12 protein-coding genes are annotated in these 16016 nt (G+C 44.7%); all 12 read right to left on the reverse strand.

Annotated elements, in window-relative coordinates; genetic code table 11:
* Positions 1-4: 4 nt before the first annotated feature.
* Positions 5-1105, reverse strand: a complete 1101-nt coding sequence (gene leuB, locus AC4EG4_RS18015; RefSeq protein ID WP_490980069.1) for a 3-isopropylmalate dehydrogenase — start codon at positions 1103-1105, stop codon at positions 5-7.
* A 32-nt stretch (positions 1106-1137) separates the two neighbouring features.
* Positions 1138-2679 carry a 2-isopropylmalate synthase gene (locus tag AC4EG4_RS18020; protein ID WP_308788700.1) on the reverse strand — a complete coding sequence of 514 codons (1542 nt, stop codon included), beginning with the start codon at positions 2677-2679 and terminating at the stop codon, positions 1138-1140.
* Entirely contained in the window at positions 2666-3700 is a 1035-nt protein-coding gene (ilvC, locus tag AC4EG4_RS18025) for a ketol-acid reductoisomerase (RefSeq protein WP_490980070.1), read from the reverse strand. Before ilvC ends, AC4EG4_RS18020 begins: the two co-directional genes overlap by 14 nt.
* A gap of 27 nt (positions 3701-3727) precedes the next feature.
* A complete protein-coding gene (gene ilvN / locus AC4EG4_RS18030; RefSeq protein ID WP_490988583.1) occupies positions 3728-4240 on the reverse strand; it encodes an acetolactate synthase small subunit in 513 nt (170 codons plus the stop codon).
* Positions 4237-5964: a biosynthetic-type acetolactate synthase large subunit gene (gene ilvB, locus AC4EG4_RS18035; RefSeq protein ID WP_490988584.1), complete on the reverse strand. Its 1728-nt coding sequence runs from the start codon at positions 5962-5964 to the stop codon at positions 4237-4239. The genes ilvN and ilvB overlap by 4 nt, the downstream gene beginning before the upstream one ends.
* Before the next feature lie 359 nt (positions 5965-6323).
* Positions 6324-7223, reverse strand: a complete 900-nt coding sequence (gene ilvE / locus AC4EG4_RS18040; protein WP_490980073.1) for a branched-chain-amino-acid transaminase — start codon at positions 7221-7223, stop codon at positions 6324-6326.
* A 324-nt stretch (positions 7224-7547) separates the two neighbouring features.
* Positions 7548-8735 (reverse strand): elongation factor Tu, encoded by a 1188-nt coding sequence (tuf, locus tag AC4EG4_RS18045; RefSeq protein ID WP_490980074.1) that lies wholly within the window; start codon positions 8733-8735, stop codon positions 7548-7550.
* A 114-nt stretch (positions 8736-8849) separates the two neighbouring features.
* On the reverse strand, positions 8850-10928 hold the full coding sequence (gene fusA, locus AC4EG4_RS18050; protein ID WP_490980075.1) for an elongation factor G: 2079 nt from the start codon (positions 10926-10928) through the stop codon (positions 8850-8852).
* 54 nt (positions 10929-10982) lie between these two features.
* Entirely contained in the window at positions 10983-11453 is a 471-nt protein-coding gene (gene rpsG / locus AC4EG4_RS18055; RefSeq protein WP_008432480.1) for a 30S ribosomal protein S7, read from the reverse strand.
* A 44-nt stretch (positions 11454-11497) separates the two neighbouring features.
* Entirely contained in the window at positions 11498-11917 is a 420-nt protein-coding gene (gene rpsL, locus AC4EG4_RS18060) for a 30S ribosomal protein S12 (protein WP_142830518.1), read from the reverse strand.
* Between the two features lie 97 nt (positions 11918-12014).
* The gene (locus tag AC4EG4_RS18065; RefSeq protein WP_490980076.1) at positions 12015-12263 is read right to left on the reverse strand and encodes a ribosomal L7Ae/L30e/S12e/Gadd45 family protein; all 249 of its coding nucleotides are present in this window, start codon (positions 12261-12263) and stop codon (positions 12015-12017) included.
* A gap of 137 nt (positions 12264-12400) precedes the next feature.
* Complete coding sequence (gene rpoC, locus AC4EG4_RS18070) at positions 12401-16006, reverse strand: DNA-directed RNA polymerase subunit beta' (protein ID WP_308788695.1); 3606 nt, start codon at positions 16004-16006, stop codon at positions 12401-12403.
* Between the last annotated feature and the right edge of the window lie 10 nt (positions 16007-16016).

Consider the following 16016-nt stretch of genomic DNA (forward strand, 5'->3'; position numbering starts at 1 on the left):
TCACTTACACATAAGAATACATGATGTGTTCTGATACAAATTCTCTTTCCAGCTCTTCCACAACTTTTGTGACAAATCGATCGGTTGAAACTACGCGTTTTCCTTCTCCAGCCAGATCTCCTGTGCAATAGCCATCTTCCAAAACGTCCATGACAGCTTTTTCAATGGCTGCCGCTTCTGTGTGAAGACCGAATGAATGCTTAAGCATCATAGCAGCAGACAAAATCGCGGCCGATGGATTCGCTTTGTTTTGCCCTGCAATATCCGGTGCTGAACCGTGTACGGGTTCGTAAAGGCCGAAGCCGTCTGAACGGATGCTGGCAGACGGCAGCATCCCAAGCGAGCCGGTGATGACCGAAGCTTCATCACTCAAGATGTCACCGAACATGTTCTCGGTTACCACCACATCAAAAGCACGTGGATCGGTAATGAGCTTCATTGCTGCTGAATCGACCAGCATATGCTCTACTTCGATATCCGGATACGCTTTTCTCCGCTCTTCCACAACTTCGCGCCATAGTTTGCTGGTTTCCAATACATTGGCTTTATCAACCGACGTTACTTTGCCTCTTCGTGTACGGGCAATTTCAAACGCCTGATTGACGATCCGCTCGATTTCTTCTCTCGTATAAACCAAGGTGTCCACTGCTGATTTTTCAGATCGGCGTTTCGGTTCCCCGAAATACAAGCCGCTGGTCAATTCACGGACAATAACCATGTCCACTTCTTTCGCTACCTCTTCTTTTAACGGAGAAGAAGCAAGCAATGCCGGCACCGCTTTAACCGGACGGATGTTGGCAAACAAGTCGAAATGCTTCCGGATGTTCAAAAGCCCTTTTTCCGGACGCAGGTGAGCCGGATTGTCGTCCCATTTCGGTCCGCCGACTGCACCGAGGAGAATTGCATCGCTGGCATCACAAACATCAATGGTTTGCTGAGGCAGCGGGTTATCGAATTGATCAACCGCCGTTCCTCCGATCGCTGCATGCTTTAAATGAAAAGTATGTCCATAACGCATTGCAATGGATTGCAGCACTTTTACCGCTGCATCTGTTACTTCTGGTCCGATTCCGTCTCCTGGCAATACCGCTATTGTTTTTTTCATTTTAAATTCCTCCTCTTTCGATCTGTTCGTTCTTACACTGCAGACATTCGGACTTTCTTTCCGACTTGGACAATTTGGCGATTAACTGCATTCAAATATGCTTTTGCTGTTGCTTCCAGGACATCCTGTGCAACGTCTCGGCCGGTAACCGTCTCTCCGTTATAGCTCATATTGATAACCGCTTCGCCTAAGGCATCGCGCCCTTTGCCGATAGATGTTACCCGGTAATCTAGAATATGGACTTTGCCTTCGACAATTCGTTCCAATGTGTTGAAGATTGCTTCAACCGATCCAGCTCCAGTTGCAGCTTCGCTAATCAATTCACCATTCGGGTGATAAGCAGAAGCGGTAGCCGTTGGAATATTTGCCGTGCCATATTGCACTTGCACACTTTCCAACTTGTAAACCGGTGTTTCGGTATCGTGGATCTGCTGGTCCGTTAGCAATACGTATAGATCGTCTTCTATAATTTCTTTCTTGCGGTCTGCTAATTTCTTAAACTCGATAAATGCGTTGTTCAACTTTTCGTCCGTTAAATCAAAGCCCATTTTGACGGCGCGGTCTTTAAAGGCATGGCGCCCGGAATGTTTGCCAAGTACCAATTCGGTTGCTGCATCGCCAATCAATTCCGGTGTAATGATTTCATAAGTCAACGGATTCTTTAGCATGCCGTCCTGATGGATGCCGGATTCATGGGCAAATGCATTTTTCCCGACAACAGCTTTGTTCGGCTGGATCAAGCTTCCTGTCAACTGGCTGACCAATTGGCTTGTACGCTTGATTTCATGAAGGTTGATGCCCGTCTCGATATTGAAGATCTGTTTGCGGATATGCAAAGCGACTGCAATTTCTTCCAGTGCCACGTTGCCGGCGCGCTCTCCAATGCCGTTGATGGTTCCTTCAATTTGAGTGGCGCCATTTTCAATCGCAGCCAAAGTGTTGGCTGTTGCCATTCCCAAATCATTATGGCAATGCGCGGACAGCTTCACTTTTTCGATTCCTGCTACGTTTTCAGTCATGTATTTGAACATCGCTCCGTATTCTTTCGGTGTAGCATAGCCGACTGTATCCGGCAGGTTAATGGTCGTGGCCCCTGCTTCAATGACTTTACGAATAATGTGAGCGAGGAATTCCGGGTCTGAACGGGAAGCATCTTCCGCTGACCACTGGACCAACGGGAAGAACTTGCGCGCGTATTTGACAGATTCCACAGCCAGTTCAACTACCTGTTCGGGTGTTTTAAATAGTTTCGTTTCCATATGGATTGGCGAAGTAGCCAAAAAGATATGAATATGCGGCTGTTCCGCTCCTTTCAGCGCTTCCCATGTTCGGTCAATATCACCTTGCATCGAACGGGCCAGCCCCGTTACGATGGAATTCTTCACCGTGCCTGCGATTCGCTGCACAGCGTCAAAGTCTCCTGGAGATGAAGCAGGAAACCCTGATTCGATAATTGTCACTCCCAGACGTTCAAGCTGGCGGGCGATTTCGATTTTCTCTGCTGTATTCAAGTTGATCCCGGCCGACTGTTCTCCGTCTCGCAATGTCGTATCGAAAATATCAATTTGTGACATTGGCAGCCACCTCTTTTTGTTTGGTTTTTTTGCCTTCGTTAACGAATGGCATCATCGCACGCAATTCACGTCCAACTTGTTCGATTTGATGAGCCTCTTCCGCTTTTTCGATCGCCGTGAATTCCGGGCGGTTCAACTGGTTTTCAAGTAACCAGCCTTTTGCAAACTTTCCTGTTTGGATATCCGTCAACACATCTTTCATGCGGGCTTTTGTATCTGCATCGACAATGCGCGGTCCTGAAACAAAATCTCCCCATTGAGCCGTATCGGAAATGGAATAGCGCATTCCAGACAATCCACCTTCATACATCAAATCAACGATCAGCTTTAATTCGTGCATACATTCGAAATACGCAAGTTCCGGTTGGTATCCAGCTTCAACCAGTGTTTCAAAACCTGCTTTCACAAGCGAAGTTACGCCGCCGCAAAGAACGGCCTGTTCTCCAAATAGATCTGTTTCGGTTTCTTCTTTGAATGTTGTTTCCAAAACGCCCGCGCGTGTAGCTCCGATTCCTTTCGCGTAAGCAAGAGCCACTTCCTGAGCTTGTCCTGAAACATCTTGATGGATCGCAATCAATCCTGGAACGCCAGCGCCCGCTTCGTACGTACGACGGACAAGGTGGCCAGGGCCTTTTGGAGCTACCAAGAAGACATCTACGTCTTCAGGCGCAACAATTTGGTTAAAGTGAATATTAAAGCCGTGTGCGAAAACCAATGATTTTCCGGCTGTTAAGGACGGCTTGATTTCGGCGTTGTAAATTTGCGTTTGTTTTTCATCCGGTACTAAGATCATGATGACATCTGCTGCTTCTGCCGCTTCTTTGACAGTAGCCACTTTCATGCCATCATTTTTAGCCTGGTCAAATGATTTGCCCGGACGCACACCAACGATTACGTCAAAACCAGATTCTTTCAAGTTTTGAGCATGTGCGTGGCCTTGAGAACCATAACCGATCACTGCAATTGTCTTTCCTTTAAGTACCTCTTCGTTTACATCTTGGTTATAATACATTTTCGCCATTTTTAATTTCCCCCTTGAGTTTTGTTTTTATAGGATGTTCAATTGCGGTGCTTGTGCTTTTTGTGTTTCTCTGACAAAGGCGGATACCCCGGTTCGGGTCAGCTCTTTCACACCATAAGGCCGCATCAAATCAATAAATGCTTCAATTTTTTCAGGATTACCTGTCACTTGGAACGTGGTGACATTTTTGCTCATATCCACCACTGTCGCCCGAAACGGTTCAACAATGCTGAGAATTTCGTTTCTCAGTGCCGGAGGGACGACTACTTTAACCAGTGCCAGCTCTCTCATTACGATTGCCTTATCAGTAATATCATTTACTTTGATGACATCAATTTGCTTTTGCAGCTGTTTCAACAACTGCTCCAGTTTGCCCTTATCTTCCACATTGACCACAAATGTCATTTTCGACATGCCAGGCTGCTCGGTGTGGCCAACCGAAATGCTTTCGATGTTGAACTGCCGTTTCATCAGCAATCCAGTCACTCGGTTCAGCACTCCGCTTTGGTTGATCACAGTAGTTGTAATGACTCGTTTCATTCGCCTTTCACTCCGATCATCTCATTCAAGCCTTTGCCTGGTGCAACCATCGGATAAACAGACTCCAGCTGCACCACTCGGCAATCAATCAAGACTGGCTCGTTTGAATTAAATGCTTCTGCGAAAACCGCTTCTGCTTCTTCCATCGTCTCCACTTTATAGCCTTTAATGTCGTACGCTCCAGCCAGTTTCACAAAATCAGGCTGAACCGGAATTAACGACTGAGAATAACGCCCTTCGTAGAATGTTTCTTGCCACTGTCTTACCATTCCCAAGCTTTGATTGTTTAGGATGACAATCTTGACCGGAAGCCGCAATTCCTGAAGCAAAGACAGTTCCTGCAGCGTCATTTGGAAACCAGCGTCTCCCACAATGGAAATAACCAGTTCTTCGGGTTTTGCCAATTGCGCACCGATCGCTGCCGGGAAGCCAAAGCCCATAGTGCCAAGTCCGCCTGATGTTACCCAGCTATGCGGATTGTTAAAGCGGTAATATTGAGCCGCCCACATCTGGTGCTGGCCCACATCAGTAGTTACCACTGCATTTCCTTGCGTCAACCGGTGAATCAATTCAACCGCCTGCTGCGGAAGGATTCCTTCACGGCCTTTCAAATGGTATTGAAGTGGGTACTCCGTCTTGTTGCCCGATAGCTCCATTAACCAATTAGCAGTTTCTGGACTTCTAAATGGTTGGTCGAGCAGCTGAAGCAATGCTTCTTTGGCATCCGCTACAATCGGGATGGCCGTCGGTACGTTTTTGCCGATTTCTGCTGGATCGATGTCAATATGGATCACTTGGGCATTTGGAGCAAAGTGGGCAAGATTCCCGGTCAGCCGATCATCAAAGCGAGCCCCGATATTTAAAAGTACATCGCAATCACAAATTGCAGTATTGGCGGTATAGGTTCCGTGCATTCCCGCCATTCCCAGGAATAGCTCGTGCTCGCCTGCTATACTTCCCAACCCCAGCAATGTGTTTGTGATTGGAATTTGATGTTTTTCAGCGAACGCCTTCAGCTCTTCTGTCGCCTGCGCTGCGAGTATCCCAGCTCCAGCTAATATCAATGGCTTTTTCGCCTGTGACAGGACTTGTGCTGCCTTTTGGATTTGCAGGAAATTCGGACTCGTTGTTGGCTGATACCCTGGCAGGTGAAGCGCCTCTTCTTCTGTATTGGATAAGAATAGTTCAGTTGCAATATTTTTCGGTACATCGATCAGAACCGGTCCTGGACGTCCAGTGGAGGCGATGTAAAAAGCCTCTTTGATAATTCTTGGCAAATCCGCAACTTTCTTCACTTGATAATTGTGCTTCGTAATCGGTTGGGTGATGCCGATAATATCCGCTTCCTGAAAAGCATCGGTGCCAATTACTGAAGTTGCAACTTGCCCTGTAAAGATGACCAATGGCAAGGAATCCAACATGGCATCTGCTATTCCCGTGACTAAGTTCGTTGCACCAGGACCCGATGTGGCAAGTACAACGCCAGGTTTTCCAGATACTCTTGCATATCCCTCGGCTGCATGGATGGCACCTTGTTCATGTCTGGCCAATATATGGCGTATCGGATTCTTGTGCAGGGCATCGTAAATTGGCAGCACCGCGCCCCCTGGATATCCAAAAATCATTTCTACACCTTGGCCTTTTAACGATTGAATCAGTACATCTGCACCACTGCCTGTTAGCTGCTGTTTCACTTCTTCTCTAACCTGTACGTTTACTCCCAATCCTTCCGCCTCCTTTTCTTAGTCTCCGGTGGAATAAAACAAAAAAGCTTTTCCATCCCTACACAAAGAAACATGTTCTTCGCATAGGGATGAAAAAGCTTCATGGTACCACCCTAGTTCACTGCGCAACCGCAGCCTCATGGATAAGCAACGCTTATCCGTTGTTAACGATGCCTCTATCTTGCAAGTCACCGGGACTACCTAAACAGCCGAAGCTTTTCAGTGATCCACTCAGAGGGGATGTCGCAAATGGTTGTATTGCCGGCTTCCACCTGTGCCGGCTCTCTGTGAATACAGCTTCCATTTACTTTAACCTCGTCATTGAGTTGAACTTCTATTTGATTGGTATGGTTATTGTTTTAGACTACATTTAGCTGATCGCCGTATACTTTTACACCATCATTTTGAACAAGTTCTCTAAACGATTCAAGCAAATCATTTGTGACCGGACCCGGCTTGCCTTCACCGATTACGCGGCCATCTACTTTCACAACTGCAATAACTTCCGCAGCAGTTCCTGTCAGGAACACTTCATCTGCTACATAAACATCATGCCTTGTAAAAACAGCTTCCTGCATGTCGTAACCTTTTTCAGCGGCAACATCCATAATGGCATTTCGCGTAATTCCTTCAAGCGCCCCAACGTAGCCTGGAGGCGTCAGCAACTTATTCTTACGGACAATGAAAATATTGTCCGCTGAACCTTCAGCAACATATCCTTGATCATTCAGCATAAGTGCTTCAGAAACACCCGCTAAATGCGCCTCAAGCTTAACTAAAATATTGTTCATATAATTTAACGATTTAACTTTCGGACTTAACACATCGGCACGGCTTCTGCGTGTTGCGACCGAGACAATTTCGATTCCCGTTTCATACATCGCTTTCGGAAACAGCGATAACGGTTCGGCAATGACAATTACACTTGGATTAGAGCAACTGTAAGGATCCAGCCCTAAGTTCCCAACTCCTCGTGAAACGATGAGGCGAATGTAGGCATCCTTAAACTTATTTTCTCTTAGCGTCTGTACAACAATTTGAGTCATTTCCTCAAAAGTGTGGGGAATCTCGAGCATCACAGATTTTGCTGAATCGTAAAGGCGCTCTAAATGCTCTTCCAGCCGAAAGACATTTCCGTTATAAGAACGGATTCCTTCGAATACACCATCACCGTATAAAAAACCGTGATCATAAACTGAAATTTTAGCGTCTTCTTTTTTAACGAATTCACCATTTAAATAAATTACTTGTTCGCTCATGATGTCCACTTCTTTCTCGAAAGTTTTATAATATGCAATATATCGAATTCTGTTTAGATCTTGTAAATTGTTGCTATCATATCGCCTATTCCGAAGTGTGTCAATCAACTTCTTGCTACTTTTTCGTAAATTTTGAATATTCATAAATTATGTATCCGTTTTCATTGTTGCTGCTATTGGGGTTTGAAGATATTTTAAAAAGTTAGAATATTTTATGAACAACAATCCTTTTGTGGTGTTTTTCTTGTGTATTTTGATGTTTACGCAAAAAAAGACCCTGTCTCATTAAATGAGACAGGGTCTTAAATCAACACTCAGCTGTTATTACTTAGTGATTGTAGCAACAACGCCAGCGCCTACAGTACGTCCACCCTCACGGATAGAGAACTTAGTTCCTTCTTCAAGTGCGATAGGAGAGATTAGAGAAACGATCATTTCGATGTTATCTCCAGGCATAACCATTTCTACACCTTCAGGAAGGTTACAAACGCCAGTTACATCAGTTGTACGGAAGTAGAACTGTGGACGGTAGTTTGTGAAGAATGGAGTGTGACGTCCACCCTCTTCTTTTGAAAGAACATAAACTTCAGCTTTGAACTCAGTGTGTGGAGTAATTGTGCCTGGTTTAGCCAATACTTGTCCACGTTGTACGTCGTCACGAGAAACTCCGCGAAGAAGTGCACCAATGTTGTCGCCAGCTTCAGCATAGTCAAGCAATTTACGGAACATTTCTACACCTGTTACAGTAGTAGATTTTGGCTCTTCAGTAAGACCAATGATATCAACGTTATCACCGATTTTGATCTGTCCGCGTTCAACGCGTCCAGTAGCAACCGTACCACGGCCAGTGATTGAGAATACATCCTCAACAGGCATCATGAATGGCTTGTCAGTATCACGTGGTGGAGTTGGGATATAGCTATCAACTGCATCCATCAATTCAACAATTTTGTCTTCCCATTCTGCTTCGCCTTCAAGAGCTTTAAGAGCAGATCCTTTGATGACAGGAATGTCATCGCCAGGGAAGTCATATTCAGATAGAAGATCGCGGACTTCCATTTCAACTAGTTCAAGAAGTTCTTCGTCATCTACCATGTCGCATTTGTTCATGAATACTACTAGGTAAGGAACACCAACTTGACGTGAAAGAAGAATGTGCTCACGAGTTTGTGGCATTGGGCCATCAGCAGCAGATACTACTAAGATCCCGCCGTCCATTTGAGCAGCACCAGTGATCATGTTTTTAACATAATCGGCGTGTCCAGGGCAATCTACGTGTGCATAGTGGCGTGATTCAGTTTCATACTCAACGTGTGAAGTATTAATTGTGATACCGCGCTCTTTTTCTTCAGGTGCGTTGTCGATTTGAGCGTAAGAACGAGCTTCCCCGCCTGATTTTTTAGCAAGAACTGTAGCGATTGCTGCAGTCAAAGTTGTTTTACCATGGTCAACGTGACCAATTGTACCAATATTCGCGTGCGTTTTAGAACGATCAAATTTAGCTTTTCCCATTAGAAAAATCCTCCTCAAAATGTAAGTGAATGTTCGTTTGAAGTGCCGGAACAATAGGGCCCTATTGTTCCGTGCATACAAACTATTTATACGTTATTAAAGATCAAAATTCAATTATTGACCTTTATTTTTTTTGATAATTTCTTCAGAAATTGATTTCGGTACTTCTTCATAGTGATCGAAGTGCATTGAGAACACACCACGGCCTTGCGTATTTGAACGCAATGAAGTCGCATAACCGAACATTTCAGCAAGAGGTACCATAGCACGAACAACTTGCGCGTTTCCGCGAGCGTCCATACCTTCTACACGGCCTCGGCGTGACGTAATGTCACCCATGATATCTCCAAGGTATTCCTCAGGGATAACAACCTCAACACGCATAATTGGCTCAAGAAGAACCGGACGTACTTTTGAAATTGCATTTTTAAGTGCCATAGAAGCAGCAACTTTAAATGCCATCTCATTCGAGTCAACATCATGGTAAGATCCGTCGAACAAGCGAGCTTTGATATCGATCAAAGGATATCCGGCGATAACACCGTTGTCTAGAGAGTCACGAAGACCCGCTTCAACTGCTGGGATGTATTCACGTGGAACAACACCACCAACGATACCATTTTCAAATTCAAAACCTGCTCCTTCTTCGTTTGGAGAGAACTCAATCCAAACGTGTCCGAATTGTCCGCGTCCACCAGATTGGCGTACGAATTTACCTTCAACTTTAGCAGACTCACGGAATGTCTCACGGTAAGATACCTGAGGTGCACCCACGTTAGCTTCTACGTTGAATTCGCGGCGCATACGGTCAACTAGGATATCAAGGTGAAGTTCACCCATACCCGCGATGATTGTTTGGCCAGTTTCCTGGTCAGTGTGCGCACGGAATGTTGGATCTTCTTCTTGCAATTTCGCAAGGGCTTGACCCATTTTGTCTTGATCCGCTTTTGACTTAGGTTCCACAGAAAGTGAAATAACAGGTTCTGGGAAGACCATGCGTTCAAGGATAACCTGATGTTTCTCGTCGCTTAAAGTATCACCAGTCGATGTATCTTTAAGGCCGATAGCAGCAGCGATGTCTCCGCAATATACTTCAGCGATTTCTTCACGGGAGTTTGCGTGCATTTGCAGAATACGTCCTACGCGCTCACGCTTGCCTTTAGAAGAGTTCTGAACATATGAACCGGATTTAAGAGTTCCAGAATACACACGGAAGAAAGTTAACTTCCCTACATATGGATCTGTCATTACTTTAAACGCAAGCGCAGAGAATGGCTCGTCTTCGCTAGGTTTACGCAATACTTCTTCATCCGAATCAGGAAGAACACCAGTCATTGGTGGTACATCAAGTGGAGATGGCAGGTAATCAATTACTGCATCAAGCATTAATTGAACCCCTTTGTTTTTAAATGCAGTTCCGCAAACCACTGGGTAAAACTCAACGTCTAGTGTTCCTTTACGGATACCAGCTTTAAGTTCTTCTGTCGTGATTTCTTCCCCACCAAGGTATTTTTCCATCAAGTCTTCGTCAAGCTCAGCAACAGCTTCCACTAATTTAGTGTGCCATTCTTCAGCAAGCTCTTTGTACTCTTCAGGAATATCACCTTCAGTAATTTCAGTTCCCAAATCGTTTGCGTAGAAGCGTGCGTTCATTTCAACAAGGTCAATAATTGCTGAGAACTCGTCTTCTGCACCGATTGGCAATTGGATCGGGTGAGCATTAGCTTGCAGGCGATCGTGCAACGTGCCTACAGAGTAAAGGAAATCAGCACCGATTTTATCCATTTTGTTAATGAACACGATACGTGGAACGCCGTATGTTGTAGCTTGACGCCAAACTGTTTCAGTCTGTGGCTCAACACCTGATTGAGCATCAAGAACTGTAACAGCGCCATCAAGTACGCGCAACGAACGCTCAACTTCAACTGTGAAGTCTACGTGTCCTGGAGTATCAATAATGTTAACACGGTGGTTTTTCCATGAAGCAGTTGTTGCAGCAGACGTGATGGTAATTCCACGTTCCTGCTCTTGCTCCATCCAGTCCATTTGAGAAGCACCTTCATGCGTTTCCCCAATTTTGTGGATTCTACCAGTGTAATATAAAATACGCTCCGTAGTAGTCGTTTTACCAGCATCAATGTGTGCCATGATCCCGATATTACGTGTTTTGTCTAAGGAGAACTCTCTAGCCATGTTGTTTTTCTCCTTCCGTTTCGGATTAAGATGTTAAAAACATCTCGAAAGAAATTACCAGCGATAGTGAGCAAACGCTTTGTTTGCTTCCGCCATTTTATGAATATCTTCACGTTTTTTAACAGCTGCACCAGTGTTGTTAGCAGCATCTAAAATTTCATTAGCCAAACGCTCTTCCATTGTTTTCTCTCCACGAAGACGTGAATAGTTTACAAGGTAGCGAAGACCTAGAGTTGTACGGCGTTCAGGACGAACTTCAACCGGTACCTGGTAGTTTGCACCACCAACACGGCGAGCGCGTACTTCAAGAACTGGCATAACGTTAGTCAATGCTTGTTCGTATACTTCAATTGGATCTTTACCGCTGCGTTCTTTAACTAACTCAAACGCTCCGTATAGGATCTTTTGTGAAGTACCTCTTTTTCCGTCAACCATCATTTTATTAATTAAGCGTGTCACCAATTTCGAATTATAAATTGGATCTGGCAACACGTCACGTTTAGCTACAGGACCTTTACGAGGCATGTATGTTCCTCCTTTCAACGAAATCTCTTCGTTAAATTAACTTATTATTTTTTTACTTTAGGACGTTTAGTTCCGTATTTAGAACGGCTTTGCATACGGCCGTTTACGCCAGCTGTATCAAGTGCTCCACGTACGATATGGTAACGCACACCCGGTAAATCTTTTACGCGTCCGCCGCGAAGAAGAACTACACTGTGCTCTTGAAGGTTGTGGCCTTCTCCAGGGATGTAAGCATTAACCTCGATTTGGTTAGTCAACCGCACACGAGCATATTTACGCAATGCCGAGTTTGGTTTTTTTGGTGTCATCGTACCAACACGAGTACATACTCCACGTTTCTGTGGTGATGTCACGTTAGTTTGAGACTTTTTAAAGCTGTTGTACCCTTTGTTTAGCGCTGGTGAACCTGATTTCGTGCTTTTTGGTTTACGAGGCTTGTTAACTAATTGGTTAATTGTAGGCATCGATTTTTCCTCCTCTCAAAAGGTGTTCTAATACCACATATCCAGGTGGTTCATTTTTGGGTAAAAAACAAAGTCTTTGTGTTTTACACAAAAACTGTTATCCAGTAATCGCCACAGCAGCTGCACCGACATTAATGCCATATGCTTTGCCAAGCTTCAATCGTGAATCTGCAAATTCGATCCGAATACCTTTTTCTAAGGCTAGTTGGATAATCTGTTCGGTCATTCGATCGTCCGCGTCTTTTGCCACTATTACTTCTTGGACAATGCCGCTTTTTAATGCTTTTACTGTCTGCTTTGTACCGATGATTATTATACTTGCCTGTTTTACTTTTTCATTAGACATTTGCATATCCTCCAAAGTGTCAGACCGTTAACCATCAACCCTCAACATATTATCATTCAATGACAATACTGTCAACTGAATTCTTAAAAAATCCCGGGGAGACTGTTGCAAGTTCCCCCGGAATCCAACTATCTATTTTATGACTCGGTACCGACAATTTCCTGCTTCGCTGCTTTTTCGCTTTGAGCAATCTTAATTTGGCGGTAACGCTGCATTCCTGTTCCAGCTGGAACAAGTTTACCGATAATAACGTTCTCTTTCAATCCTAACAGTTCATCACGTTTTCCTTTGATCGCTGCATCCGTTAAGACGCGAGTCGTTTCCTGGAATGATGCGGCTGATAGGAATGATTCTGTTTCAAGTGAAGCTTTTGTAATCCCTAGAATTACAGGACGGCTTGTTGCTGGCAAGTTGCCTTCCAGCACCGCTTTAACATTGGCTTCAGTAAATTGGTGAATATCCAAAAGTGAACCTGGCAGCAATTCAGTATCGCCGGCTTCAATAACGCGAACTTTACGGAACATTTGACGAACCATAACTTCTACGTGCTTATCGCCGATTTCTACCCCTTGCATGCGGTATACTTTTTGAACTTCTTTCAATAGGTACACTTGAACAGCTTGAACATCTTTTACTTGAAGCAATTGTTTCGGATCAATTGAACCATCCGTCAATACTTCGCCGCGAACGATGGCATCATCAACTTGTACCTTGATACGCGCATTGTAAGGAGCTAGGTATTTGCGTGTTTCAACTTCACCTTGAATCGTTACTTCCTTCTGGCCTTCGCGAATTTCATCAATTTCAGTAACGGTACCTGTAATTTCTGAGATAACTGCTTGGCCTTTCGGGTTACGTGATTCAAAGATTTCCTGGATACGCGGAAGACCTTGAGTAATATCGTCTCCTGCAACCCCGCCTGTATGGAATGTACGCATCGTAAGCTGAGTTCCTGGTTCACCGATTGATTGAGCGGCAATAATACCTACTGCTTCGCCTACTTCAACTTCGTCTCCAGTTGCCAAGTTCGTGCCGTAACATTTCTTACAAACGCCGTGTTTCGTATTGCATGTAAACGCAGAACGAATGGTCACTTCTTTAATGCCCGCTTCAAGAATAAGACGGGTCAAATCTTGTGTAATCAATTCGTCTTTCGCTACAATGATTTCTTTTGTTTCCGGATGGCGGATTGTTTTCTTCGCATGACGGCCAACGATACGCTCATCAAGCTCTTCAATCACTTCAGTGCCTTCCATCAACGCCCCTACCAGCAAGCCTCTGTCAGTGCCGCAGTCGTTTTCGCGGACAATTGCATCTTGTGCAACATCTACGAGACGACGCGTCAAGTAACCAGAATCGGCTGTTTTCAGAGCTGTATCGGCAAGACCTTTACGAGCACCGTGAGTAGAGATGAAGTATTCTAGTACGGTCAATCCTTCACGGAAGGACGATTTAATCGGAAGTTCGATGATGCGCCCAGCCGGGTTGGCCATGAGTCCGCGCATACCCGCAAGCTGGGTAAAGTTGGATGCATTACCACGCGCTCCGGAATCACTCATCATAAAGATTGGATTCAAGTTATCAAGAGATGCCATCAGTTTGCTCTGAATGATATCTTTTGCACTGCTCCAATATGAAATGACGCGTGCATATCGCTCTTCTTCTGTAATCAATCCGCGACGGAATTGCTGCATAACTTTATCTACATTTGCTTGTGCATCGACCAGAATTTCTCCCTTGTCCGGAAGAACTACGATATCCGCCACACCAACAGTGATGCCGGCTTGTGTCGAATACTTGAATCCAAGGCTCTTCATGCGGTCAAGCATTTTAGATGTTTCCGTAATGTGGAAACGTTTAAACACTTCTGCAATGATTTCCCCAAGAATTTTCTTCTTGAATGGTGTCACAAGCTCCGCTTCTTCAATGTGCTTGCGAATATCAGTCGTTGTTGCAACGAAGTATTTCGCTGGTGTTTCCACCTGCAGATTGTAGTCGGTTGGTTCATTGATATACGGGAATGACTTCGGCAGAATTTCATTGAAAATAATTTTACCGACAGTTGTCAATAAAAGCATTTTGTTTTGTTCTTCTGTGAACGTCGGGTTGTTGACGGCTCCAGCTTGAATTGCAATGCGTGTATGCAAATGCACATGGCCTGTTTGATAAGCGATCATGACTTCTTCAGGTCCTGAGAAAGTCGCGCCTTCTCCTGTAGCACCTTTGCGCTCAAGCGTTAAGTAATAGTTTCCTAAAACCATATCCTGAGATGGTGTTACAACAGGTTTTCCGTCTTTTGGATTCAAAATGTTTTGAGCTGCAAGCATCAATAATCTTGCTTCTGCTTGTGCTTCGGATGACAAAGGTACGTGAACAGCCATTTGGTCACCATCGAAATCGGCATTGTATGCAGTACATACAAGCGGATGAAGACGGATCGCTTTACCTTCAACTAGTGTCGGTTCAAATGCCTGGATACCCAGTCTGTGAAGTGTCGGTGCTCGGTTCAATAGAACCGGATGCTCCTTGATGACATCTTCCAATACATCCCAAACTTCAGAATGAAGACGTTCGATTTTGCGTTTTGCGCTCTTGATGTTGTGGGCCAATCCACGTTCAACCAATTCTTTCATAACGAACGGCTTGAACAATTCGATAGCCATCCCTTTCGGCAAACCACATTGATACATTTTCAGGTTAGGTCCAACTACGATAACTGAACGGCCTGAGTAATCAACTCGTTTACCAAGAAGGTTTTGACGGAAACGCCCTTGTTTCCCTTTCAGCATATGAGAAAGAGATTTCAATGGACGGTTACCTGGTCCTGTGACCGGACGACCGCGACGGCCGTTATCGATCAACGCATCAACAGCTTCTTGAAGCATGCGTTTTTCGTTCTGTACGATGATGCTTGGTGCACCAAGGTCCAACAAACGTTTCAGACGGTTGTTCCGGTTGATTACGCGGCGATAAAGGTCATTTAAATCGGAAGTCGCAAAGCGGCCGCCATCTAATTGAACCATCGGGCGAAGTTCAGGTGGAATAACAGGAAGAACGTCAAGGATCATCCAATCAGGATTGTTTCCTGAATTACGGAATGACTCAACCACTTCAAGGCGTTTGATCGCACGCGTGCGGCGTTGGCCTTGAGCCGTTTTCAACTCTTCTTTTAGGGAATCCGTTTCGCGCTCAAGATCAATTTCCTGCAACAGGCGTTTGATTGCTTCAGCACCCATGGCAGCTTGGAATTTCTTGCCAAACTTATCACGGTACGCACGGTATTCTTTTTCAGAAAGAAGCTGTTTTTTTTCAAGCGGTGTATCCGCAGGATCGATTACTACATAAGAAGCAAAGTAAATAACTTCTTCAAGTGAGCGTGGAGACATATCCAAGATAAGTCCCATACGGCTCGGAATTCCTTTGAAATACCAAATGTGCGAAACAGGAGCTGCTAATTCGATATGCCCCATGCGTTCGCGGCGAACTTTAGAACGTGTGACTTCAACGCCACAGCGATCGCAGACAACGCCTTTATAACGGACACGCTTGTATTTACCACAATGGCATTCCCAGTCTTTTGTAGGACCGAAAATACGTTCACAGAACAAACCATCTTTTTCAGGTTTCAGTGTACGGTAATTGATTGTTTCTGGCTTTTTGACTTCTCCATAAGACCATGAGCGAATTTTATCGGGTGACGCTAATCCGATTTTCATATACTCAAAATTATTAACATCTATCAAGGAGCCTACC

The organism is Planococcus sp. TJ-201, from assembly GCF_058268495.1.